This window comes from Pseudomonas sp. 51_B (assembly GCF_017491595.1).
GTDB classification, from domain to species: domain Bacteria; phylum Pseudomonadota; class Gammaproteobacteria; order Pseudomonadales; family Pseudomonadaceae; genus Aquipseudomonas; species Aquipseudomonas promysalinigenes.
Window position 1 is genome coordinate 54022 of the sequence record NZ_JAFGYW010000016.1, and the last position, 22974, is coordinate 76995.

14 protein-coding genes are annotated in these 22974 nt (G+C 61.5%); 6 read left to right on the forward strand and 8 right to left on the reverse strand.

Going from position 1 to position 22974, the window contains the following annotated elements; translation table 11 throughout:
* Positions 1-44: 44 nt before the first annotated feature.
* From betA to trxC, 5 genes are all read left to right on the forward strand, one after another.
* On the forward strand, positions 45-1742 hold the full coding sequence (gene betA / locus J5M56_RS16985) for a choline dehydrogenase (RefSeq protein WP_060480467.1): 1698 nt from the start codon (positions 45-47) through the stop codon (positions 1740-1742).
* A 245-nt stretch (positions 1743-1987) separates the two neighbouring features.
* Positions 1988-3730 (forward strand): potassium/proton antiporter, encoded by a 1743-nt coding sequence (locus tag J5M56_RS16990; protein ID WP_207937358.1) that lies wholly within the window; start codon positions 1988-1990, stop codon positions 3728-3730.
* Positions 3731-3765: 35 nt separating this feature from the next.
* Positions 3766-7074, forward strand: a complete 3309-nt coding sequence (gene mscK, locus J5M56_RS16995; protein ID WP_207937359.1) for a mechanosensitive channel MscK — start codon at positions 3766-3768, stop codon at positions 7072-7074.
* Between the two features lie 45 nt (positions 7075-7119).
* On the forward strand, positions 7120-8580 hold the full coding sequence (gene selO, locus J5M56_RS17000; protein WP_207937360.1) for a protein adenylyltransferase SelO: 1461 nt from the start codon (positions 7120-7122) through the stop codon (positions 8578-8580).
* A 16-nt stretch (positions 8581-8596) separates the two neighbouring features.
* The gene (gene trxC, locus J5M56_RS17005) at positions 8597-9031 is read left to right on the forward strand and encodes a thioredoxin TrxC (RefSeq protein ID WP_186476278.1); all 435 of its coding nucleotides are present in this window, start codon (positions 8597-8599) and stop codon (positions 9029-9031) included.
* A 37-nt stretch (positions 9032-9068) separates the two neighbouring features.
* On the opposite strand, the gene J5M56_RS17010 is transcribed toward trxC, so the two are convergent.
* Positions 9069-9842: a ParA family protein gene (locus tag J5M56_RS17010; protein WP_186476277.1), complete on the reverse strand. Its 774-nt coding sequence runs from the start codon at positions 9840-9842 to the stop codon at positions 9069-9071.
* Between the two features lie 96 nt (positions 9843-9938).
* The gene (locus tag J5M56_RS17015) at positions 9939-10838 is read right to left on the reverse strand and encodes a LysR family transcriptional regulator (protein WP_207937361.1); all 900 of its coding nucleotides are present in this window, start codon (positions 10836-10838) and stop codon (positions 9939-9941) included.
* Between the two features lie 164 nt (positions 10839-11002).
* On the opposite strand from J5M56_RS17015, the gene J5M56_RS17020 reads away from it, so the two are divergent.
* Positions 11003-12190, forward strand: coding sequence for an MFS transporter (locus J5M56_RS17020; protein WP_243430812.1), 1188 nt, complete (start codon positions 11003-11005; stop codon positions 12188-12190).
* Positions 12191-12227: 37 nt separating this feature from the next.
* Here the strand turns inward: J5M56_RS17020 and J5M56_RS17025 are convergent, their stop codons facing one another.
* From J5M56_RS17025 to aroB, 6 genes are all read right to left on the reverse strand, one after another.
* Positions 12228-12575, reverse strand: a complete 348-nt coding sequence (locus tag J5M56_RS17025; protein WP_060480556.1) for a NirD/YgiW/YdeI family stress tolerance protein — start codon at positions 12573-12575, stop codon at positions 12228-12230.
* Positions 12576-12692: 117 nt separating this feature from the next.
* Entirely contained in the window at positions 12693-13757 is a 1065-nt protein-coding gene (gene hemE, locus J5M56_RS17030; RefSeq protein WP_207937363.1) for a uroporphyrinogen decarboxylase, read from the reverse strand.
* A gap of 128 nt (positions 13758-13885) precedes the next feature.
* On the reverse strand, positions 13886-15304 hold the full coding sequence (locus J5M56_RS17035; RefSeq protein WP_060479893.1) for an FAD-dependent oxidoreductase: 1419 nt from the start codon (positions 15302-15304) through the stop codon (positions 13886-13888).
* 107 nt (positions 15305-15411) lie between these two features.
* Positions 15412-19857, reverse strand: a complete 4446-nt coding sequence (gene gltB / locus J5M56_RS17040; protein WP_207937364.1) for a glutamate synthase large subunit — start codon at positions 19855-19857, stop codon at positions 15412-15414.
* 372 nt (positions 19858-20229) lie between these two features.
* Positions 20230-21843, reverse strand: coding sequence for an AAA family ATPase (locus tag J5M56_RS17045; protein WP_186476271.1), 1614 nt, complete (start codon positions 21841-21843; stop codon positions 20230-20232).
* 15 nt (positions 21844-21858) lie between these two features.
* Positions 21859-22956 carry a 3-dehydroquinate synthase gene (gene aroB / locus J5M56_RS17050; RefSeq protein ID WP_207937365.1) on the reverse strand — a complete coding sequence of 366 codons (1098 nt, stop codon included), beginning with the start codon at positions 22954-22956 and terminating at the stop codon, positions 21859-21861.
* Between the last annotated feature and the right edge of the window lie 18 nt (positions 22957-22974).

A 22974-nucleotide genomic window follows, 5' to 3' on the forward strand; every position in this document is an offset into this window, starting at 1 on the left:
GGGCGCTCCCGCTCCCCGATCACCGCCAACACGAGGGTACGTTCATGTCCCAAGAATTCGATTACATTATCGTCGGTGCAGGTTCGGCCGGTAACACCCTGGCTACCCGCCTGACCGAAGACGCCGGTGTCAGCGTATTGCTGCTGGAAGCCGGTGGCCCCGACTACCGCTTCGACTTCCGCACCCAGATGCCCGCTGCCTTGGCCTTCCCGCTGCAGGGCCGCCGCTATAACTGGGCCTACGAGACCGACCCAGAGCCGCACATGGATGGCCGCCGCATGGAATGTGGCCGCGGTAAAGGCCTGGGCGGTTCGTCGCTAATCAACGGCATGTGCTACATCCGCGGCAACGCCATGGACTTCGACGGCTGGGCAGAACTGCCAGGCCTTGAAGACTGGACCTACCTGGACTGCCTGCCGTATTTCCGCAAAGCCGAAACCCGTGACATCGGCCCGAACGACTATCACGGTGGCGACGGCCCGCTCAGCGTGGCCACGCCCAAGCCGGGCAACAACCCGCTGTTCAACGCCATGGTCGAAGCCGGCGTGCAGGCCGGTTACCCGCGTACCGAAGACCTCAACGGCTACCAGCAAGAGGGCTTCGGCCCGATGGACCGCTCGGTGACCAAGAACGGCCGCCGTTCCAGCACCGCTCGCGGCTACCTGGACCAGGCCAAGAAGCGCCCGAACCTGACCATCGTCACCCACGCCCTGAGCGACCGCGTACTGTTCGAAGGCAAGCGTGCCGTAGGCGTGAGCTACCTGGTCGGCGACAGCGAAGAACGCGTGGAGGCCCGCGCCCGCAAGGAAGTGATCGTCAGCTCCGGCGCGATTGCTTCGCCGCAATTGCTGCAGCGTTCCGGTGTTGGCCCACGCGCCCTGCTCGAAAGCCTCGACATTCCCGTGGTGCATGACCTGCCAGGGGTTGGCGAGAACCTGCAGGACCACCTTGAGCTGTACCTGCAGTACGCCTGCACCCAGCCGGTTTCGCTGTACCCATCGCTGCTGTGGTGGAACCAGCCGGCGATCGGTGCCGAGTGGCTGTTCAACGGGACTGGCATCGGCGCCAGCAACCAGTTCGAGGCCGGCGGTTTCATCCGCAGCCGTCCTGAGTTCAAGTGGCCGAACATCCAGTACCACTTCCTGCCGGTGGCCATCAATTACAACGGTTCCAACGGTGTGAAGGAACACGGCTTCCAGGCCCACATGGGTTCGATGCGCTCGCCCGCCCGCGGTCGCGTTCAGGCCAAGTCCAAAGACCCGCGCCAGCACCCAAGCATCCTGTTCAACTACATGTCCACCGAGCAGGACTGGCAGGAGTTCCGCGACGGCATTCGCCTGACCCGCGAAATCATGGCCCAGCCAGCGCTGGACCCGTACCGTGGCCGCGAAATCAGCCCGGGCGCGCACGTGCAGACCGATGAAGAGCTGGACAAATTCATCCGCGAGCACGCCGAAACCGCCTTCCACCCATCCTGCTCGTGCAAGATGGGCACCGACGACATGGCGGTAGTTGACGGTGAAGGCCGAGTGCACGGTATGCAGGGGCTGCGCGTGGTCGATGCCTCGATCATGCCGCTGATCATCACCGGTAACCTCAATGCGACCACGATCATGATCGCCGAGAAAATCTCCGACAAGATCCGTGGCCGCAAGCCGCTGCCGCGCAGCACTGCCAAGTACTATGTGGCAGGCGATGCACCGGTCAAAGGCAAACCAATGCGTGAAGTGAAGCAGGCTTGACCCTGACGCCACTCAGCCAAGCCATTTGAGGCTGCTGCGGATGAGTCCGCTCCCACACTGTATCTGTAGGAGCGGCTTTAACCGCGAAAGCGCTCATTAGGCCACCCAAATAGAAGGCACCCTCGCGGTGCCTTTTTTTCATCTGCAGAAACGCTTTACAGGCTGCCAATTCATCAGGTTAGAATCGATTGGCACGCGACTTGCCAGTCAAGTCTTTCCCCGCCCCGCCCCCCGGAGTACTGCCTTTGGATGCCAGCACCATCAACAGCCTGTTTCTGATCGGCGCATTGCTGGTGGGTGCAAGTATCCTGGTCAGCTCGCTGTCGTCGCGACTGGGCATTCCGATTCTGGTCATCATCCTCGCTGTCGGCATGATCGCTGGCGTGGATGGTGGCGGCATCATCTTCAACAACTACCCAACCGCGTACCTGGTGGGCAACCTGGCACTGGCCGTGATTCTGCTCGACGGCGGCCTGCGCACACGGGTGGCGAGTTTTCGAGTGGCCCTGTGGCCAGCGCTGTCCCTGGCCACGGTCGGGGTGATGATCACCACGGCGCTGACCGGCATGGTCGCCGCCTGGCTGTTCGATCTGAGCCTGATCCAGGGCCTGCTGATCGGCGCCATCGTCGGCTCGACCGACGCCGCCGCGGTGTTTTCGCTACTGGGCGGCAAAGGCCTGAACGAACGGGTTACCGCCACCCTGGAAATCGAGTCGGGCAGCAACGACCCGATGGCGGTATTCCTCACTGTCACCCTGATCGACATGATCGCCAGTGGCCAGACCGGCCTGCACTGGAGCCTGTTGGGCCACTTGCTGCGCGAATTCGGCATCGGTGGCCTGGTCGGCCTGGGTGGGGGCTGGCTGATGCTGCAATTGGTCAACCGCATCAACCTGGCCGGCGGCCTATACCCGATTCTGGTCATCGCTGGGGGGCTTGTGGTGTTCTCGCTGACCAATGCCCTGCACGGCAGCGGGTTCCTGGCCGTTTATCTGTGCGGCCTGGTGCTGGGCAACAGGCCTATCCGCAGCCGCCACGGTATCTTGCACATGCTTGACGGCATGGCCTGGCTGGCCCAGATCGGCATGTTCCTCGTGCTGGGGCTGCTGGTTACGCCCCACGACTTGCTGCCGATCGCTCTGCCGGCACTGGGCCTGGCGCTGTGGATGATCCTGGTGGCACGGCCGCTATCGGTGGTCGCCGCCCTGTTGCCGTTCAAGGCCTTCCACGGCCGCGAAAAAGCCTTCATCTCCTGGGTTGGCCTGCGGGGTGCGGTGCCGATCATTCTGGCGGTGTTCCCGCTGATGGCGGGCCTACCGGACGCACAGCTGTTCTTCAACCTGGCGTTCTTCATCGTGCTGGTATCACTGCTGGTGCAAGGCACAAGCCTGCCCTGGATGGCAAAGCTGCTGAAAGTCACCGTGCCGCCAGACCCTGCCCCGATCTCCCGCTCGGCCCTGGAGGTGCACGTCACCAGCGAGTGGGAGCTGTTCGTCTACCGTTTGGGCGCGGAGAAATGGTGCATCGGCGCCGCCCTGCGCGAGCTGAAAATGCCCGAAGGCACGCGTATCGCTGCGCTGTTCCGTGGCGAGCAACTGCTGCACCCTTCCGGCAGTACCGTGTTGGAAGTCGGCGACATGCTTTGCGTGATCGGCCACGAGCACAATCTTCCGGCTTTGGGCAAACTGTTCAGCCAGGCACCCCAACGTGGTTTGGATCTGCGTTTCTTCGGCGACTTCGTGCTCGAAGGCGATGCCGAGTTGGGTGCGGTAGCCGCCCTGTACGGCCTGAAACTCGATGGTCTGGACGTGAAAATGCCGCTGGCGCAGTTCATCCGACAAAAGGTCGGAGGCGCTCCAGTAGTAGGCGACCAGGTGGAATGGCACGGCACGATCTGGACCGTGGCGACCATGGACGGGAACAAGATCCAGAAAGTCGGCGTCAGATTCCCCGAGGGAACGCGACCCGGACCAGGATTGTTCCTCTAAACTGCGTGTTAGCCTGATCCATAAGTAGTCTGCCTATGTCCTTGCGTGTGTACCTTCGCGCGGCCCTGCTTGGGTTGTGCCTTTCCCTTTCGTTCGCGGCCACCGCGGCAGAAGCCCCAACCACCGCCAGCATCCAGAACAGCCTCGACAAGATCGCCGAGCGCAAGCTGCCCGAAGCTGACCAGAAGGCTCTGCAGCAGGTGCTCGAGCAGACTTTGGCGCTGCTAAACAGTAAAGAAGACAGCGAGAGCAAGCTGGCCGCGCTCAAGCAGCAACTGGCCGGTGCGCCCAAGCAAACCAGCGATAGCCAGAAAGAGCTGGCAAGGCTCAAGGAAAGCAAACCCCAGCCGGTCACCCAGCGCTATGCCAACCTGAGCGTGCCGCAGCTCGAGCAAATGCTCAGCGAGCGCAATACCCTGCAAGGCGACTTGCAGAAGGCGCTGTCAGACGCCAATAGCCTGATCATCAACTCACAAACCCGCCCGGAGCGGGCCCAGGCCGAGATCAGCCAAAACCAGACCCGCACCCAGCAGATCAACAACATCCTCAAGAGCGGCAAAGACGCTGGCAAGCCGATCAACGCCGACCAGCGCAATCAGCTCAATGCCGAATTGGCCTCGCTCAATGCCCTTACCCAACTGCGGCGTCAGGAGCTGGCCGGCAATGGTTTGCTGCAAGACCTTGGCAATGCTCAGCATGACCTGCTGATCGAGCGTACCGCACGCCTGGAGCAGGAAATCCAGGACCTGCAGACGCTGATCAATGACAAGCGCCTGGCCCAGTCCCAACAAACCGTCACGCAACAGTCGATCGAGGCGCAGAAGGCTGGCGGCAGCAGCTTGCTCGCCACTGAGAGTGCGGCCAACCTCAAGCTTTCGGACTACCTGCTCAAAAGCACCGACCGCCTCAACGAGGTGACCCAGCAGAACCTGCGTACCAAGCAGCAGCTCGACAGCCTGACCCAGGCCGACCAGGCGCTGGACGAACAGATCAACGTTCTCAAAGGCAGCCTGCTGCTGTCGAAGATCCTCTACAAGCAGAAACAGGCGCTGCCGCACCTGAAGCTCGACCGTGACCTGGCTGATCAGATTGCCGATATCCGCCTGTATCAATTCGAGATCAACCAGCAGCGCGAGCAAATGAGCAACCCGGTGGGCTACGTCGATAAGCTGCTGGCCAACCAGCCGCAGCAAGACGTTACACCGCAGCTACGCAAGGCGCTGCTCGAAGTGGCGATCACCCGCAGCGACCTGCTCGAGCGCCTGAACCGTGAACTGTCGGCGCTGCTCAACGAGTCGATCACTCTGCAGCTCAACCAGAAGCAGTTGCTGGGCACCGCCCAGGGGCTGCGCAACACGCTCGATGAGCAGATGTTCTGGATCCCCAGCAACAAACCGCTGGATTGGGACTGGCTGAGCTTCGTGCCGACCCGCCTACCCGAACAGATCGCAAGCCTGCCCTGGGGTTCGGGTATCAAGGAACTGGCCGACGGCCTGAGCCAGCGCCCGCTACTGTTCCTGCCCCTGCTGCTGGTCATTGGGGCCCTCTTGTGGCGGCGCAAGTACCTGTATGAAAGGCTGAACAAGGTCCACCAGGATATCGGCCATTTCCGTCGCGACAGCCAATGGCACACGCCACAGGCCATCCTGATCAATGTACTGCTGGCGATGCCGGTGAGTCTGGGCCTGGCCCTGTGCAGCTATGCACTGCAGATCGACGCCCGCGGCCAGAACGCCAACCTGGGCGCCGCGCTGTGGCAACTGGCCCAGGCCTGGCTGGTGTTCTATACCGCCTACCGTATCCTCGCCCCGGGCGGGGTGGCCGAGATCCATTTCCGCTGGCACAAGCCGCAGGTCGAGTTTCTACGCGGCTGGGTGCGCCGGCTGGGCATCGTGGTGCTGGCGCTGGTCGGGGTGGTTGCCGTCGCCGAGCACCAGCCTTCGGCGCTGGCCGACGACGTGCTGGGTATCGGCGTGGTGTTGACCTGCTATGCCCTGATGGCCTGGCTACTGAGCCGCCTGCTTTTGAGCAGCCCGGCGCACCGCAATACATCGCTGTTCCGCAAAGCAGTCGGGGTGGCCTTCACGGCGCTGCCGATCGCGTTGTTCGTGGCGGTGTGTTTCGGCTACTACTACACCGCGCTCAAACTTACCGACCGCCTGATCTATACCCTGTACCTGCTGCTGTTCTGGCTGGTGATCGAGGCGGCATTCGTGCGCGGCCTGTCGGTGGCGGCGCGGCGCCTGGCCTACCAGCGCGCATTGAGCAAGCGCCAGGCAGCCAAGGAAGGGCTCGACGGTGAAGTCATCGTCGAAGAGCCGACCCTGGACATCGAACAGGTCAACCAGCAGTCGCTGCGCCTGATCCGCCTGGCACTGCTCGGCGGTTTCATCGCCGGCCTGTACTGGGTCTGGTCTGACCTGCTTTCGGTCTTCGCCTACCTCAACAACGTCACCCTGTACGAATACACCAGCGGGACCGGTACCTCGGCCAGCATGGTGCCGATCAGCCTCGGCGACCTGCTGGGCGCCCTGGTGATCGTTGGCATCACCTTCGCCCTGGCTGGCAACTTGCCTGGCTTGCTGGAAGTGCTGGTGCTTTCACGCCTGAACCTGGCCCAGGGCAGCGCCTACGCCACCACCACACTGCTTTCCTACACCATCGTCGGCGTAGGTATTGTCAGCACCTTATCTACCCTAGGGGTGAGCTGGGACAAGCTACAGTGGCTGGTGGCAGCGCTCTCGGTGGGCCTGGGCTTCGGCATGCAGGAGATCTTCGCCAACTTCATCTCCGGCATCATGATCCTGTTCGAGCGGCCGGTGCGCATCGGCGACACCATCACCATCGGCAACCTTTCAGGGACGGTCAGCAAGATTCGCATTCGGGCCACCACCATCACCGATTTCGACCGCAAGGACATCATCGTACCCAACAAGACCTTCATCACCGGCCAGCTGATCAACTGGTCGCTGACCGACACCGTCACTCGGGTGACGTTGAAGCTGGGCATCGACTACGGCTCGGACCTGGACTTGGTGCGCGATCTGCTGCTCAAGGGCGCCCACGAGAACCCGCGCGTGCTCAAGGACCCAGAGCCGCTGGTGTATTTCCTCAATTTCGGCGAAAGCTCCCTGGACCACGAACTGCGCATGCATGTCCGTGACCTGGGTGACCGCAACCCGACGCTGGACGAGATCAACCGCTACATCAACCGCGAGTTCAAGGCCCATGACATCAAGATCTCGGTACGTCAGGTCGAGGTGTTCCTGATGGACTCCAAAGGTGGCAAGCAACAGCTGATCCCGATGGAACAACCCAAACCCGATGGCACCCCATCGGCCTGAGCAGGCTCGAATGCTTTATTCTGTGCTGAACCCCAGGAGCAGCCCGTGAAAGCCCTCGACCAACTCACCTTCGACAACCGCTTCGCCCGTTTGGGCGATGCGTTCTCTACCCAGGTCTTGCCCGAGCCGATCGCCGAGCCGCGTCTGGTGGTGGCGAGCACGTCCGCCATGGCCCTGCTCGACCTTGACCCGGCCCAGGCCGAACTGCCGTTGTTCGCCGAGCTGTTCAGCGGCCACAAGCTCTGGGAAGAGGCCGACCCACGCGCGATGGTGTACTCAGGGCACCAGTTCGGCGCCTACAACCCGCGCCTGGGTGATGGCCGTGGCCTGTTGCTGGCCGAGGTGCTGAACGACCAGGGCGAGCACTGGGACCTGCACCTCAAAGGAGCCGGCCAGACCCCGTACTCGCGCATGGGCGACGGCCGTGCGGTGCTGCGCTCATCGATTCGTGAATTCCTCGCCAGCGAAGCCCTGCACGCACTCGGCATCCCTACCAGCCGCGCCCTGTGCGTGGTTGGTTCAAGCACGCCGGTTTGGCGCGAGACCCGCGAAAGTGCCGCCATGCTCACCCGCCTTGCCCACAGCCATGTGCGTTTTGGGCATTTCGAATACTTCTACTACACCAAGCAGCCAGAGCAGCAGCGCCTGCTGATCGACCATGTGCTGCAGCAGCACTACCCCGAATGCCGCGATGCCGAGCAGCCCTACCTGGCAATGTTCCGCACCATCGTCGAGCGCAATGCCGAACTGATCGCCCGCTGGCAGGCTTATGGCTTCTGCCATGGGGTGATGAATACCGACAACATGTCGATTCTTGGCATCACCTTCGATTTCGGGCCTTACGCCTTCCTCGACGACTTCGACGCCAACTTCATCTGCAACCATTCCGACGACCGCGGCCGCTACAGCTACGCCAACCAGGTGCCCATCGCCCACTGGAACCTCAGCGCCTTGGCCCAGGCCCTGACCACGGTCATCGAAGTGGAACCGTTGAAGGAGGCGCTGGGCCTGTTCCTGCCGCTGTACCAGGCACACTACCTGGACCTGATGCGCAGCCGCCTGGGGCTGACCACGGGCGAAGACGACGACATGGCATTGATCGAGCGCCTGCTGCAGCGCATGCAGAGTGGTGGCGTGGACTACAACCTGTTCTTCCGCAAGCTGGGTGAACGGCCAGTCGCCGAGGCTCTGAAGCTGGTACGCGACGACTTCATCGACCTCGCCGGCTTCGATGCATGGGGTGCGGACTACCTGGCCCGGTGCGAGCGCGAAAGCGGCAACGCCCAAGGCCGTCGTGAGCGTATGCATGGCGTGAACCCCCTGTACGTGCTGCGCAACTATCTTGCGCAGCGGGCCATCGAAGCGGCCGAAGCGGGCGATTACAGTGAAGTACGCCGCCTGCACCAGGTACTGAGCACGCCGTTCGAGGAACAAGCCGGCATGCAGGCTTACGCCGAGCGCCCACCTGAGTGGGGCAAACACCTGGAAATCAGCTGTTCTTCTTAATGTTCAAGGAGCCTTGATGTCCGAGCCACTGATAATCCCCTGCCCCCACTGCAACGGCCTTAACCGTTTGCCGGCGCAGCGCCTGGGTGACACACCCAAATGCGGGCGCTGCAAACAGGCTGTGCTGTTGAGCCAGCCGTTCGAACTGAGCGAAGCGAACTATGGCAGCCAGATCAAAGGCGACGTGCCGCTGCTGATCGACGTCTGGGCTGACTGGTGCGGCCCGTGCAAATCGTTTGCCCCGACCTTCGAGCAGGCTGCCCGCCAGCTCAGCGGCCGCTGCCGCCTGGCCAAGCTGGACAGCGAAGCCAACCGTAACTTGGCGGGGCAACTGGGAATCCGCTCGATTCCCAGCCTGATCCTGTTCAAAAACGGTCGTGAAATCAGCCGCCAGGCTGGGGCGTTTGCGCTACAGCCGTTGCTGGAGTGGTTGCGCGGTCAGGGGGTTTGAAGCGCCAGTCTTGAGCTGATTGGTGCCTGTGAGATCCTCAACCATTCTCCTCGAGCAAATCGTGCAGTTCGACAAACTGCTGGGTCAGCTTGTGCCGCGGTTCCAAGTGAATCAGCGGCAGGCTGGCATGGTGCGATTCGCGCATCTTCACCGAACTGCCCAGGTACACCGGTAACACCGGCAGCCCCTCGGCCAGCAGTTCGTCGAGCATCTGCTGGGGCAGGCTGGCGCGTGACTGGAACTGATTGACCACGATACCTTCGACCAGCAGGTCTTCGTTATGGTCGTCCTTGAGCTCTTCGATCTCAGACAGCAAGCCGTACAGCGCCTGGCGCGAGAAGCTGTCGCAATCGAAGGGGATCAGCACGCGATCAGCGGCGATCAATGCAGAAACCGCATAAAAGTTGAGGGCCGGTGGCGTGTCGATGTAGATCCGTTCGTAGTCTTCGTCCAGCTGGTCGAGCAACTTACGCAACTTGTTGATTTTATGCTTGGCCTCAAGCTTTGGCTGCAGGTCGGCCAGCTCTGCAGTGGCGGTGACCACATGCAGATTGTCGAACGGTGTTTCGTAGATATCGACTTGGTTCTTCTTGCTGAACGGGCCACTGGAAAGGCTTTGCTTGAAGAAATCGGCAATGCCCATGGGGATATCGTCGCCGGTCAGGCCAGTGAGGTATTGGGTGGAGTTGGCCTGGGCATCCAGGTCGATCAGCAAGGTCCGGTAACCTTCGCTGGCACTCACTGCTGCCAGGTTGCAAGCGATGCTCGACTTGCCCACACCACCTTTCTGATTGAACACCACGCGCCGCATGATAGACCTCCGTGTATCAACGAATGCCCGAGTATGTGGTGGTGCAGCGGCAATGACCAGTGCCATTTGCCCCTTAGCCTGCCTGTATCCCCCCGATCAACCCTGGCTCGCCATCAGTCCGGTCAGCAACTCGGCGAAGGCCCGAGCCATCACCGAAGCCCCCTGCTCACGCTGCACCAGCCAAACCGCCGACATGGCCCCTTCATCCAGCAGCGTGCGGTACACCACGCCCTCGATTCGCATCCGCTGGAACGAAGCCGGCAGCACCGAAACCCCCAGGCCTGCAGACACCAGGCCAATGATGGTCATCGCCTCCCCTGCCTCCTGGGCGAAATGTGGGCTGAAGCCGGCTTGGCGGGCCAGGCTCAGCAACTGCGCATGCAAGCCACTGCCGTAGCTGCGCGGGAAGAACACGAAAGGTTCATGGGCCAGTGCGGCCATGTGCACACCCTGTCCCGAGCCTTCTGCCAAGGGGTGCGAGGCGTTGATCACCGCCACCAACGGCTCGCGGAACAACTCGATGGCCACCAGGCCCTCGGGTAAGGGCATCGGTCGCATCAGCCCAACCTCGATGGACTCATCGAACACACCTTCGGCAACATCCCGGCTACTCATTTCCTTGAGGTTCAAGTGCACCGCCGGAAATCGCTGGCGAAAGGCATGGATGGCTTTGGGAATCTTCGAGGTGAACGGTGCCGACGAGGTGAAGCCAATCTTCATCTCGCCCAACTCGCCCAACTGCGCGCGCCGCGCCACGTCGGCAGCTTTCTCCACCTGGGCCAACACCTGCCGCGCCTCATCGAGGAACAACCGGCCAGCCTCACTGAGCTCGACACGACGGTTGGTTCGCTCGAACAGGCGAGCCCCTAGCTCTTGCTCCAAGGCCTGGATCTGCTGGCTCAAAGGTGGCTGGGAAATGCCCAGCTGTTGAGCCGCGCGTCCGAAATGCAACTCCTCGGCAACAGCGATGAAATACCGCAAATGGCGCAGCTCCATGATCAGCTCCAATTAGGTCGTTTGACGTCTTAAATAGGTCGAACAATATATTGGATCTAATTATTAGCCAGCTATATGCTTTTTTCATTGCACCAGAGGTACCGTCCGTGAAAACTGCTGTAGCACCCCTTCCTGCCAACACTGAACCTGCCGGCCTGACCGAAATGTGGATCGAGAAAGGCACCCCGGCTTTCATCAAGACCGTCTTGGCACTGTTCAGCGGCGGCTTTGCCACGTTTGCCCTTCTTTATTGCGTGCAGCCGATGATGCCCCTTTTATCGAAGGAGTTTTCCATCAATGCGGCGCAAAGCAGCCTGGTCTTGTCGGTGTCGACGGCGATGCTGGCAATCGGCCTGTTGGTGACTGGGCCAGTCTCCGATCGAATCGGACGCAAGCCGGTAATGGTATTCGCACTGGTGTGCGCCGCACTCTCGACCCTGGCCAGCGCGGTGATGCCGAGCTGGGAACTGGTACTGGCGAGCCGCGCACTAGTCGGCCTGTCGCTGAGCGGCCTGGCGGCAGTGGCAATGACCTACCTGAGCGAAGAGATTCACCCGCAGCACATCGGCCTGGCCATGGGCCTGTACATCGGCGGCAATGCCATCGGTGGCATGAGCGGGCGGCTGATCACCGGCGTATTGATCGATTTCGTCAGCTGGCATACGGCGATGTTGACCATAGGCGGCCTGGCCCTGCTGGCGGCGTTGGTGTTCTGGAAGGTGCTGCCGGAGTCGCGTAATTTCCGCCAGCAATCGATGAATCCACGTAGCCTGTTGGACGGTTTCGTCATGCATTTCAAGGATGCCGGCCTGCCGTGGCTGTTCCTTGAGGCCTTTCTGCTGATGGGCGCCTTCGTCACGCTCTTCAACTACATCGGGTACCGCCTGCTGGCCGAGCCCTACCACATGAACCAGGCCTTGGTCGGCTTGTTGTCGGTGGTCTACCTGTCGGGCATCTACAGTTCAGCGCAGGTCGGTGCCCTGGCCGACAAACTGGGCCGACGCAAGGTGTTCTGGGCCAGTATCGTGGTTATGGCAGGTGGCTTGCTGATGACCTTGGCGACCCCTTTGGCGATGGTGATCGTTGGCATGCTGGTGTTCACCTTCGGCTTTTTCGGTGCGCACTCGGTGGCCAGCAGCTGGATCGGGCGGCGGGCGCTCAAGGCCAAGGGACAGGCTTCGTCGCTGTACCTATTCAGCTATTACGCAGGGTCCAGCGTGGCGGGTACGGCGGGCGGTGTGTTCTGGCACCAGTGGGGCTGGAATGGGATCGGGTTGTTCATCGGCAGCTTGCTGGCGGTGGCGTTGCTGGTGGCGTTGCGCCTGAGTAAGCTTCAGCCCAAAGCGGTGTGAGGCCCCTTCGCGGTTTGCCCGCGAAAGGGCCAGTGGATCAGTTGATGATCTCGACAATATCCACGTCCACCTCACGGCTCATAAGGTGTTTCTCGACCTCGCCGGTCAGCTTGACCTTGGTCTTTTCATTGAACGGCGTCGCCGGCAGGTCTTCGTCATCGATCTCGACGGTAATTGTGCCGGTGTTGTCCTTGAATTCGTACTTGTCGTCGTTGTTGATTTTCTTGGTCACAAAGCCTTGCAGCACAACCGGCGTATCATCGGCAGCGTCATTGGCTGCAGCCACTGTGGTAACCGGTGTGGCACCGGGGCCGGTGTAAGTCGCAGCCAGTGCTGCAGTGCTGAACAGAGGCGCAAGAATCAAGGCAAGGTAACGTGCTTTCATGGTGATTGGGTCCTGTTTGATGTTCAATGGGACCAGATTAGCGACGATCGCTGAATTCAAACTTAATGACATGAAAAAGCCCGGCATATCGCCGGGCTCTTCTTTTCTGCCTTCAAATCACTGGTGATACTGCGCCGACAGTTCGTGTACGGCGTTAATGAACACACCTGCGTGCTCCGGGTCGACCTCCGGAGTGATACCGTGGCCGAGGTTGAACACATGACCGGTGCCGTGGCCGTATCTGGCCAAGATGCGCGCCACTTCCTGGCGGATGGCCTGCGGCTTGGCGTACAACACGGTCGGGTCCATGTTGCCCTGCAACGCCACTTTGTCGCCCACACGGCGGCGGGCGTCACCGATGTCGCAGGTCCAGTCCAGGCCCAGTGCATCTGCTCCCGCTTCAGCGATGCTTTCCAACCACAGGCCGCCGTTCTTGGTGAACAGAATCACCGGCACTTTACGCCCCTCATGCTCGCGGATCAGGCCGCTGACGATTTTGCGCATATAGGCCAGTGAGAACTCCTGATACGCCGCCGCCGACAGGTTGCCGCCCCAGGTGTCGAAGATCTGCACGGCTTGCGCGCCTGCGAGGACCTGGCCGTTGAGGTAGCTGGTGACCGACTGAGCCAGCTTGTCCAGCAACAGATGCAGGGCTTGCGGGTTGTCATAGGCCATGGCCTTGGTCTTGCGGAAGTCCTTGGACGAGCCGCCTTCGACCATGTAAGTGGCCAAGGTCCACGGGCTGCCGGAGAAGCCGATCAGCGGCACCCGGCCGTTGAGCTCACGGCGGATGGTACTGACCGCGTCCATCACATAACCCAGGTCTTTCTGCGGGTCAGGAACCTGCAGCGCCTCGATATCGGCCGGGGTACTGACGACTTTCTTGAAACGCGGGCCTTCGCCGGTTTCGAAATACAGGCCCAGGCCCATGGCGTCGGGGATGGTGAGGATGTCCGAGAACAGGATCGCCGCATCCAGCGGGTAGCGGTCCAGCGGCTGCAGGGTCACCTCGCAGGCAAACTGCGGGTTCATGCACAGGCTCATGAAATCACCCGCCTTGGCACGGCTGGCGCGGTACTCCGGCAGGTAGCGGCCGGCCTGGCGCATCATCCACACGGGGGTGACGTCCACGGGTTGCTTGAGCAGTGCACGCAGGAAACGATCGTTCTTCAGGGCAGTCATGTCGGCATCCGGAAAAATAGTGCGGGCATTTTCTCAGACGCACAAAGAAAAGGCACGGCTGTTTGCCGTGCCTTTTCTTAATAGGTATGTCGTGGATCAATAGATTTTGTATACAAAACCTAGTGCTCTTAGACCTCCAGGTAGTCCAGGATGCCTTCGGCAGCGTTACGGCCTTCGAAAATGGCTGTAACCACCAGGTCAGAACCGCGCACCATGTCGCCGCCAGCAAACACTTTGGGGTTGCTGGTCTGGTGTTTGAACTTGGCTTTCTCTGGCGCTACAACCCGGCCCTGGCTGTCCAGCTCGATTCCATGCTGCTCGAACCACGGGGCTGGGCTTGGGCGGAAGCCGAAGGCGATCACCACGGCGTCAGCCGGCAGGATTTCTTCGGAACCTGGGATCGGCTCTGGGCTACGACGACCACGAGCATCCGGCTCGCCAAGACGGGTTTCGACGACTTTCACCCCTTCGACCTTGTCTTCGCCGACGATGGCGATAGGCTGGCGGTTGTAGAGGAACTTCACGCCTTCTTCCTTGGCGTTCTTCACCTCTTTGCGCGAACCCGGCATGTTGGCTTCGTCACGGCGGTAGGCACAGGTGACCGACTTGGCGCCCTGACGGATCGACGTACGGTTACAGTCCATCGCGGTGTCGCCACCGCCGAGCACCACGACCTTCTTGCCCTGCATGTCGACGAAGTCTTCCGGCGCTTTTTCGAAACCGAGGTTACGGTTGACGTTGGCGATCAGAAAGTCCAATGCGTCGTGCACCCCAGGCAGGTCCTCACCCGGGAAACCACCTTTCATATAGGTGTAGGTGCCCATGCCCATGAACACGGCGTCGTATTCGGCGAGCAACTGTTCCATGGTGATGTCCTTGCCAACCTCGGTATTGAGGCGGAACTCGATCCCCATACCGGTGAACACCTCGCGGCGGTTGCTCAGCACGGTCTTTTCCAGCTTGAACTCAGGGATGCCGAAGGTCAGCAGGCCGCCGATTTCCGGGTTCTTGTCGAACACCACAGGGGTCACGCCGCCGCGCACCAGCACGTCGGCGCAGCCCAGGCCGGCAGGCCCGGCACCGATGATGGCAACGCGCTTACCGGTTGGCTTGACCTTGGACATGTCAGGGCGCCAGCCCATGGCGAAGGCGGTGTCGGTGATGTACTTCTCGACCGAGCCGATGGTCACCGCGCCGAAGCCGTCGTTCAGCGTGCAGGCACCCTCGCACAGACGATCCTGCGGGCATACGCGGCCACAGACTTCCGGGAGGGTGTTGGTCTGGTGCGATAGCTCCGCCGCGGCAAGAATGTTGCCTTCGGAAACCAGCTTCAGCCAGTTGGGGATGAAGTTGTGGACCGGGCACTTCCACTCGCAATAGGGGTTACCACAGCCCAGGCAACGGTGGGCCTGCTCTACGGACTGCTGGGGCTTGAACGGCTCGTAGATCTCCACGAACTCTTTCTTGCGCTGGCGCAGCAGCTTTTTCTTGGGGTCCTTGCGGCCCACTTCGATGAACTGGAAGTCGTTGTTCAGACGTTCAGCCATTTTTCAAAACCTCTTTACCGCAGTTGCCAGCCTTCAGGCTGCAAGCTGCAAGACGATCACTTGAGCACGACGGGCCCCGCGCACGGGGCCGTCACTTGCAGCTGTTCTTACTGCGGGTTGGCACGGGTGCTGGACAGCAGTTGCTTGAGGTTGGCCGCCTTGGGCTTGACCAGCCAGAAGCGCCGCACGTAGTCGTCCAGGTTCTCGAAGAGCTCACGCCCCCACTCGCTGCCGGTTTCTTCCACGTACTCGCCCAGGACCCGCGCCAAGTGGCTGCGGTAAGCTTCCATCGCCTCACCACTGATGCGCTGGATTTCCACCAACTCGTGGTTGAGCTTGTCGACGAAGCTGTTGTCCATGTCGAGCACGTAGGCAAAGCCGCCAGTCATGCCAGAACCGAAGTTGTAACCGGTCTTGCCCAGAACGCAGACAAAGCCGCCGGTCATGTATTCACAGCAGTGATCGCCAGTACCCTCGACAACAGCGTGGGCGCCGGAGTTACGTACAGCGAAGCGCTCGCCCGCAGTGCCAGCGGCAAACAGCTTACCGCCGGTTGCGCCGTACAGGCAGGTGTTACCGACGATGGCGCTATGCTGGGTGGCGAATGGGCTGCCGGCTGGCGGCACGATGGTCAGCTTGCCCCCGGTCATGCCTTTGCCGACGTAATCGTTGGCGTCGCCTTCCAGGTGCAGGTTCAGGCCGCCGGCGTTCCACACGCCGAAGCTTTGACCGGCAGTACCTTTGAAGCGGAAGGTGACCGGCTTGTCGGCCATGCCCTGGTTGCCGTACAGCTTGGCAATTTCACCGGAAACTCGCGCACCGATGGAGCGGTCGCAGTTGCAGATATCGAGGCTGAACTCGCCGCCGGCCTGGTCGCGGATCGACGGCAGGGCCATCTCGACCATTTTTTCAGCCAGCTCGCCTTTGTCGAACGGCGGGTTCTTGTCGACTTCGCAGAACTGCGGCTTGTCGGCCGGAATGTGCGAGCTGCCCAGCAGGGGCGTCAGGTCCAGGTACTGCTGGCGCTCGGTGTCGCCTGGCAGCACTTCGAGCAGGTCGGTGCGACCAATCAGCTCGCCGAGGCTGCGAACGCCCAATTTGGCCAGCCATTCACGGGTTTCTTCAGCAACGAAGGTGAAGAAGTTGATCACCATGTCGACGGTGCCGATGTAGTGATCCTTGCGCAGCTTTTCATTTTGCGTAGCTACGCCAGTGGCGCAGTTGTTCAGGTGACAGATGCGCAGATATTTGCAGCCCAGGGCGATCATCGGTGCGGTACCAAAGCCGAAGCTTTCGGCGCCGAGGATGGCCGCTTTGATCACGTCCAGACCGGTCTTCAGGCCGCCGTCGGTCTGGACCCGCACCTTGCCGCGCAGGTCGTTGCCGCGCAGGGTCTGGTGGGTTTCGGCCAGGCCCAGTTCCCACGGGGCGCCGGCGTACTTGATCGAGGTCAGCGGCGAGGCGCCGGTGCCACCGTCGTAACCAGAGATGGTGATCAGGTCGGCGTAAGCCTTGGCCACGCCCGCGGCGATCGTGCCAACACCGGCTTCGGCCACCAGTTTCACCGAAACCAGGGCCTGCGGGTTGACCTGCTTGAGGTCATAGATCAGCTGGGCCAAGTCTTCGATGGAGTAGATGTCGTGGTGCGGCGGAGGCGAAATCAGGGTCACACCCGGCACGGCATAACGCAGCTTGGCGATCAGGCCGTTGACCTTGCCGCCTGGCAGCTGGCCACCCTCACCGGGCTTGGCGCCCTGGGCGACCTTGATCTGCAGTACCTCGGCATTGACCAGATACTCTGGGGTCACGCCAAAGCGGCCAGTGGCGACCTGCTTGATCTTCGAGCTCTTGATGGTGCCATAGCGCGACGGGTCTTCGCCGCCCTCACCAGAGTTGGAGCGCGCGCCCAGGCGGTTCATCGCCTCGGCCAGGGCCTCGTGAGCCTCTGGCGACAGTGCACCCAGCGAGATACCGGCGGAGTCGAAGCGCTTGAGGATGGCCTCCAACGGCTCGATCTGATCCAGCGGCAGGGCCTGGTCGGCCACTTTCACTTTCAACAGGTCGCGGATCATCGATACCGGGCGCTGGTCCACCAGCGTCGTGTATTCCTTGAACTTGGCGTAGTCGCCCTGCTGCACAGCAGCTTGCAGGGTGTTGACCACGTCAGGGTTGTAGGCGTGATATTCGCCACCGTGGACGAACTTCAGCAGGCCACCTTGCTGGATTGGCTTACGGGCACTCCAGGCTTCGGCGGCCAGCAGCTTCTGGTCGCTTTCCAGATCGACGAAGCGCGCACCCTTGATGCGGCTGGAGACACCCTTGAAGCTCAGGCCAACCACTTCCTCGGCCAAGCCAACGGCTTCGAACAACTGGGCGCCACGGTACGAGGCAATGGTGGAGATCCCCATCTTCGAAAGGATCTTCAACAGGCCTTTGGAGATGCCTTTGCGGTAGTACTTGAAGACTTCGTCGAGGTCACCCAGCACTTCACCGGTACGGATCAGGTCGGCCAGCACTTCGTAGGCCAGGTACGGGTACACGGCCGAGGCGCCGAAGCCCAGCAGCACGGCGAAGTGATGCGGGTCGCGGGCAGTGGCGGTTTCGACCAGGATGTTGCTGTCGCAACGCAGGCCCTGCTCGGTCAGGCGGTGGTGCACGGCGCCCACGGCCAGCGATGCATGCACCGGCAGCTTGCCAGGTGCGATGTAGCGGTCGCTCAGCACCAGCTGGGTCTTGCCGCCACGCACGGCTTCTTCGGCTTGGTCGGCAATGTTGCGGATGGCCGCTTCCAGGCCGACGCTCTCGTCGTAGTTGAGGTCGATCAGTTGGCGGTCGAAGCCTTCGCGCTCCAGGTTCATCAGCGAACGCCATTTGGCGGGCGAGATGACTGGCGAGCTGAGGATCACCCGAGATGCGTGCTCCGGGGACTCTTGGAAAATGTTGCGCTCGGCGCCCAGGCAGATTTCCAGGGACATGACGATCGCTTCGCGCAGCGGGTCGATCGGCGGGTTGGTCACCTGGGCGAACTGCTGACGGAAGAAGTCATACGGCGAACGCACACGCTGGGACAGCACCGCCATCGGCGTATCGTCACCCATCGAACCGACCGCTTCCTGCCCCTGCTCACCGAGCGGACGCAGCACTTGATCACGTTCTTCGAAGGTGACCTGGAACATTTTCATGTACTGCTTGAGCTGGTCAGCGTCATAGCTGGCCACGCCCTGGTCGTCGGTCAAGCTGGCCTGAATGCGCAGGGCGTGCTGGCGTAGCCAACGCTTGTAGGGGTGACGCGACTTCAAGCGGTTGTCGATGGCATCGGTGTCGAGAATCTGGCCAGTTTCGGTGTCGACAGCGAAGATCTGCCCCGGGCCGACACGGCCTTTGGCGATGACGTCTTCAGGCTTGTAATCCCATACGCCAATTTCCGACGCCAGGGTGATGTAGCCATTCTTGGTGGTTACCCAGCGTGCAGGACGCAAGCCGTTGCGGTCGAGCAGGCACACCGCATGGCGGCCTTCGGTCATGACGATACCGGCCGGGCCATCCCACGGCTCCATGTGCATGGAGTTGTACTCGTAGAAGGCGCGCAGGTCGGCGTCCATGGTCTCAACGTTCTGCCAAGCTGGCGGTACCAGCATGCGCACGCCACGGAACAGATCGATGCCGCCTGTGACCATCAGTTCGAGCATGTTGTCCATGCTCGACGAGTCGGAGCCGACGCGGTTGACCAGCGGGCCCAACTCTTCCAGATCGGGGATCAGGTCGTTGGCGAACTTGGTGCGACGGGCCATGGCCCAGTTGCGGTTGCCGGTGATGGTGTTGATTTCGCCGTTATGGGCGAGGAAGCGGAACGGCTGCGCCAGCGGCCATTTCGGCAGGGTATTGGTGGAGAAGCGCTGGTGGAACACGCAGATCGCGGTTTGCAGGCGCTCGTCACCCAGGTCTGGGTAAAACGCCGCGAGATCGCGCGGCATCATCAGGCCTTTGTAGATGATGGTCTTGTGCGAGAAGCTGCAAATGTAGTGGTCGGCGTCGTGGGCGTTGGCCACGGACGAGCGGCGACGAGCACTGAACAGCTTGATGGCGAATTCCTGATCGCTCAGGCCTTCACCGCCGATGAACACCTGCTCGATCTGCGGCAGGCGCTCCAAGGCGAGGCGGCCGAGCACGCTGGTGTCGATCGGCACCTTGCGCCAACCGACCAGCTTCAGGCCGGCAGCGACGATTTCGCGGTCCATGTTGGCGCGGGCAGCTTCGGCTTTGACCGGGTCCTGGTTGAAGAACACCATACCGACGGCATACTGCCTGGGCAGCTCGGCGCTGAAGTGCTCCTGGGCCACGGCACGCAGGAATTGATCAGGCTTCTGCATGAGCAGACCACAACCGTCACCGGTCTTGCCGTCAGCGTTGATGCCGCCGCGGTGGGTCATGCAGGTCAGTGCCTGCATAGCCGTTTGCAGAAGGTGGTGGCTCGGTTCGCCCGTCATATGGGCAATCAGGCCAAAACCACAGTTGTCCTTGAATTCTTCGGGATGGTACAGACCTGTTTTCATAGACACTTTCTCACCAGGTTCACCTCTCAACCGGAGGCAAATCTCTTTTATGTACAACCACTTACCATCCACGCCGATCAAACGCCAGCTTTTTTGCGGTGGCCATGGAAAACCATTGTTGCACAGCGACAGTCATACCCACAAATTTTCATGTCTCACCATTGAAAATTTATGTCGCATTTTTGAATGTTTTTGCGCCGAGAGCCGTGATAACGGCTGGGTTGTATCTGAAGCGCTTTGCCATGACTGCTAGGGAGGCTTGTGGCCAGCAGTCCGGGACAGAAAAGCCTGCCGCGCTCGGGCGCAGCAGGCTATTCGGATGTCTTTAATCGCTCAGCAACTGGGCGGCGGGGGTGATGCCGCCCGGCAGGATCAGCGGGCCGAGGCCAGCTCTTGTTGGACGCTGGCGACGGTTCGTGGCCAAGGTTTACCAGCCTGGACCTTCGCTGGCAAGTTCTTGATTGCCGCGACCGCAGCGTCGCGATTGGCAAAGTTGCCGTAGGTGACCACGTAAAGCGGTTTGCCCTGCAGGGTTTTCTTGAAGTAGCGATAGTCGCCACCCTGCGCTTTTACGAAGGCCTGGGCCGAAGCCTCAGAGCTGGTACCTAGGATCTGCACCACATAGTTGCCTGGTTTCTGACCCGAATACCAACCACTGTTCCCAGTACCGCCAGCGGCAGGCTTTTCCGCGGCCTTGGCGGCTGGCTTGGCGGTGGCGACTTGAGTAGGCGCTGGCTTGGTTGGCGCAACCGGCTTGACCGGCTGAGACGCCGCTGGCTTGGACGCAGGCGCAGCAGGCTGCGTGGGAGCAGTGGCCTGGGCCATGCTCGGTGCGGGACCGGCAGGTACACCTTGAGGAGGCGCGATAGTGGTTACTGTAGGCGGATTGCCAGGCTGCAAAGCGGTATTGCCGGCAGGGCCGCCTTCGTCCCCATCACCCATACCCGCAGCCTCGGCCAGCGGTTCGCGCATGACCGGCTGGGACTGGCCGACCAGTGGCAGCGGCATCGGCTGCGACTGGCCGGAAAATTCGATGGCCGGGCTGCCATTGTTGGCTTGCTCAGCGCCTTGCTTGCCCTCGCCCAATGGCAGCTGGGCCTGGGCCACAGGCGCCTCGGCAGGGGCCTTGTCGCTCTTTTTGGGCATCAGCACCGCAGCGCCTACGGCGACCACGACTACTGCGGAAAGCGCAAGTACGTGTTTCTTAGGCATTTTGAACCCCATGGCTGGTCGCTTGACCGTGGTACGGCTGGCGATCATGGCTTCGATCAGAGTATCGCGGGCGACCTGATTGATGTTGCCAGGCCACCCGTCGGAGTTTTCATGAATATCGACAAGCTGTTCACGGGTGAACACCTCGATACCCCGGCCAGCACCTTCCAGGCGTTGTTCAAGGTACTCGCGGGTTTCTTCCTCGCTGTAGGGGGCAAGCTCGATGACGTGGAAGCGCTCTTCCTCGATCTGGATCTCATCCAACCCGGCAATCAGCGAGGGCTCGCCGAACAGGAACACGTGCGGGCGCCCTTCCGGGAGCCCTGCCGCCAGTTCCAGCAACGCTTGGAGTGCCGACTCGTCGAGTTGTTCCGCATCGTCCACCAGCAGATAGACTTCCTGCCCGGTTAGCGCCAGTTGCACGACCTTGTTCAAGATCGCCTGCATTTCAGGCTGCGGCACTTCCAGCGTCTGCGCCACCTGCCCCAGCACGCTGGCAGCGTCGCTGGCGCCGCGGGCCGATACCACCACGCTCTGTACCGACTGCTTGTTGGTACTGGCCACCAGGGCTTGGCGCAGCAGGGTCTTACCGCTGCCCACGGGGCCTGTGACCACCAGCATCAACTGGCTGTAGCGGGCCAGGTGATGCAACTGGCCCAACACCGGCTTGCGCTGGGCGGGGAAAAACTTGAAGCCGGGCACACGCGGCGCGAACGGATCGTGGCTCAACTGGTAATGTTCGAGGAACGCCTCATCGGCATGCAAACTGGTCATTACGCTGTCACAACCTCAAAGCTGGGCCACGATCGCGCGGTAATCCGCCGACAGCGTGGCCTGAAGAATCTCTTTCGGATAGTCGTCGGTGATCACGGCCTCCCCCAGCTGGCGCAGCAGCACCAGCCGCAAGCGACCATCAAGCACCTTCTTGTCGACCGCCATATGCTCCATGAAATGCGCCGGGGTCATTTCCTCTGGTGGCACCACCGGCAAACCTGCATCCTGCAACAGGCGTATTGCGCGATCACGTTCGGCCTGGTCGATCCAACCCAGGCGCATGGACATCTCCAGGGCCATGACCGTGCCTGCGGCTACGGCCTCACCATGCAGCCACACTCCGTAACCCATGTGGGTTTCGATGGCGTGGCCGAAGGTGTGCCCGAGATTGAGCGTGGCACGCACACCGGACTCACGCTCGTCGGCACCGACCACTGCGGCCTTGGCCGCGCACGAGCGGCGGATCGCCTCGGTCAGAGCTGCGGGCTCGAGGGCACGCAGTGCCGGCATATTGTCTTCGAGCCAGGCCAAAAAGGGCTTGTCGCAGATCAGCCCGTACTTGATGACTTCAGCCAGGCCTGCCGAAAGCTCGCGCCCAGGCAAGGTCTTGAGGCTGGTGGTATCGATCAGCACGGCATTAGGCTGATAGAAAGCCCCGACCATGTTCTTGCCCAGGGGGTGGTTTATACCGGTCTTGCCGCCGACCGAAGAGTCGACCTGTGACAGCAGAGTGGTCGGCACCTGGATGAAGTCGACCCCCCGCTGATAGCAGGCCGCTGCGAAGCCGGCCATGTCGCCGATCACGCCGCCGCCGAGCGCCACCACGGTAGTACGGCGGTCATGCCGCGCAGTCAGCAGGCCATCGAAGATCAGTTGCAGGGTTTGCCAATTCTTGTGTGCTTCGCCGTCCGGCAGGATCACTGACACTACCGAATAGGCGCCAAGGGTTTTGCTCAGGCGATCGAGATACAGAGGCGCGACGGTTTCATTTGAAACGATGGCGACCTGGCGCCCGCGGATATGCGGCGCCAGCAGTTCGGCCTGGTCCAACAGGCCTTCGCCAATGTAGATCGGGTAGCTACGCTCACCGAGATCGACCTTAAGTGTCTGCATGTATCCCCACAATGTACT

Bases quoted from the DNA above. Each gene is read 5' to 3' on its own strand.
- J5M56_RS17010 (WP_186476277.1), bottom strand. From the start codon at position 9,842: ATGCGGCGCGTGGTGTTCAATCAGAAAGGTGGTGTGGGCAAGTCGAGC.
- J5M56_RS17015 (WP_207937361.1), bottom strand. From the start codon at position 10,838: ATGGAGCTGCGCCATTTGCGGTATTTCATCGCTGTTGCCGAGGAGTTG.
- gltB (WP_207937364.1), bottom strand. From the start codon at position 19,857: ATGAAAACAGGTCTGTACCATCCCGAAGAATTCAAGGACAACTGTGGT.
- mscK (WP_207937359.1), top strand. From the start codon at position 3,766: ATGTCCTTGCGTGTGTACCTTCGCGCGGCCCTGCTTGGGTTGTGCCTT.
- trxC (WP_186476278.1), top strand. From the start codon at position 8,597: ATGTCCGAGCCACTGATAATCCCCTGCCCCCACTGCAACGGCCTTAAC.
- J5M56_RS17020 (WP_243430812.1), top strand. From the start codon at position 11,003: ATGTGGATCGAGAAAGGCACCCCGGCTTTCATCAAGACCGTCTTGGCA.
- J5M56_RS17045 (WP_186476271.1), bottom strand. From the start codon at position 21,843: ATGACCAGTTTGCATGCCGATGAGGCGTTCCTCGAACATTACCAGTTG.
- J5M56_RS17035 (WP_060479893.1), bottom strand. From the start codon at position 15,304: ATGGCTGAACGTCTGAACAACGACTTCCAGTTCATCGAAGTGGGCCGC.
- J5M56_RS17025 (WP_060480556.1), bottom strand. From the start codon at position 12,575: ATGAAAGCACGTTACCTTGCCTTGATTCTTGCGCCTCTGTTCAGCACT.
- betA (WP_060480467.1), top strand. From the start codon at position 45: ATGTCCCAAGAATTCGATTACATTATCGTCGGTGCAGGTTCGGCCGGT.
- hemE (WP_207937363.1), bottom strand. From the start codon at position 13,757: ATGACTGCCCTGAAGAACGATCGTTTCCTGCGTGCACTGCTCAAGCAA.
- aroB (WP_207937365.1), bottom strand. From the start codon at position 22,956: ATGCAGACACTTAAGGTCGATCTCGGTGAGCGTAGCTACCCGATCTAC.